This is a genomic window from Stenotrophomonas sp. NPDC077659 (assembly GCF_050268705.1).
GTDB lineage: Bacteria > Pseudomonadota > Gammaproteobacteria > Xanthomonadales > Xanthomonadaceae > Stenotrophomonas.
This window is the reverse complement of sequence record NZ_JBNNHG010000294.1, coordinates 1-1311: the sequence shown is the minus strand read 5'-3', so window position 1 is coordinate 1311 and position 1311 is coordinate 1. Positions and strand designations below refer to the sequence as shown.

The 1311-nt window shown below is 64.6% G+C and carries 1 protein-coding gene and 1 pseudogene; both read right to left on the bottom strand.

All coding sequences use genetic code 11. The features are described 5' to 3' along the window. Positions 1 to 1048, bottom strand: a pseudogene (gene atpA, locus ACQKDV_RS19575) (F0F1 ATP synthase subunit alpha); the annotation flags it as partial. 83 nt (positions 1049 to 1131) lie between these two features. Continuing rightward, positions 1132 to 1290: a 50S ribosomal protein L29 gene (rpmC, locus tag ACQKDV_RS19570; protein WP_427785881.1), complete on the bottom strand. Its 159-nt coding sequence runs from the start codon at positions 1288 to 1290 to the stop codon at positions 1132 to 1134. Positions 1291 to 1311 lie beyond the last annotated feature (21 nt).

The following is a 1311-nucleotide window of genomic DNA, read 5'->3' as shown; positions in this document are numbered from 1 at the left end:
GTTCCTGCCGAACAAGGGCGACCCCAGTTTTGCCACGGTCAATACCGGTGCGCAGCTTGCGGGTCGCTTCGTCCAGGTCCGAGGCGAACTGCGCGAACGCAGCCAGCTCACGGTACTGGGCCAGCGAGATGCGGATGCCGCCCGACAGCTTCTTGATGATCTTGGTCTGGGCCGAGCCACCGACGCGCGACACCGAGATACCGGCGTTCACGGCCGGGCGGATGCCGGCGTTGAACAGGTCGGTTTCCAGGAAGATCTGGCCGTCGGTGATCGAGATCACGTTGGTCGGAACGAAGGCGGACACGTCGCCGGCCTGGGTTTCGATGATCGGCAGCGCGGTCAGCGAACCGGTCTTGCCGGTGACCTTGCCTTCGGTGAACTTCTCGACGTATTCCTCGGACACGCGGGCAGCGCGTTCCAGCAGACGGGAGTGCAGGTAGAACACGTCACCCGGGTAGGCTTCGCGGCCCGGCGGACGCTTCAGCAGCAGCGAGATCTGGCGGTAGGCGACGGCCTGCTTGGACAGATCGTCGTACACGATCAGCGCGTCTTCGCCGCGGTCCATGAAGTACTCACCCATGGTGCAGCCCGAGTAGGCGCTGATGTACTGCATTGCAGCCGATTCGGACGCGGTCGCGGCCACCACGATGGTGTGGGCCAGCGCGCCGTTCTCTTCCAGCTTGCGCACGATGTTGGCGATGGTCGAAGCCTTCTGGCCGATCGCAACGTACACGCACTTGATGCCGGTGCCCTTCTGGTTGATCACCGCATCGATGGCCATCGCGGTCTTGCCGGTCTGGCGGTCACCAATGATCAGCTCGCGCTGGCCACGGCCGATCGGAATCATGGCGTCGACCGACTTGTAACCGGTCTGCACCGGCTGGTCGACCGACTTGCGCCAGATCACGCCCGGCGCAACGCGCTCCACCGGAGCGGTCAGGTCGGTGCCCAGCGGGCCCTTGCCGTCGATCGGCTCACCCAGCGCGTTGACAACGCGGCCCAGCAGTTCCGGACCCACCGGCACTTCCAGGATGCGGCCGGTGGTCTTGGTGTCCATCTTGTTGCTGACGACACGGCCTTCGACCGTGCGCAGCGTCTTGTTTTCAGTATTGTCGCTCATAGCGGCCATCCTTACTTCGTGCTGCCGAGCAGGGTCTTGACGCGAGCAATCTCGCGACGGACCCGGCGGATGTCGTGGGTCTTCGGCAGCTGGCCGGTGACCTGCTGCATACGGACAGAGAACTGTTCCTTACGCAGGTCGATCAGGTGGGCCTTGACTGTCCGGCGCAGCGGTGCGCGGGGTACCGGACT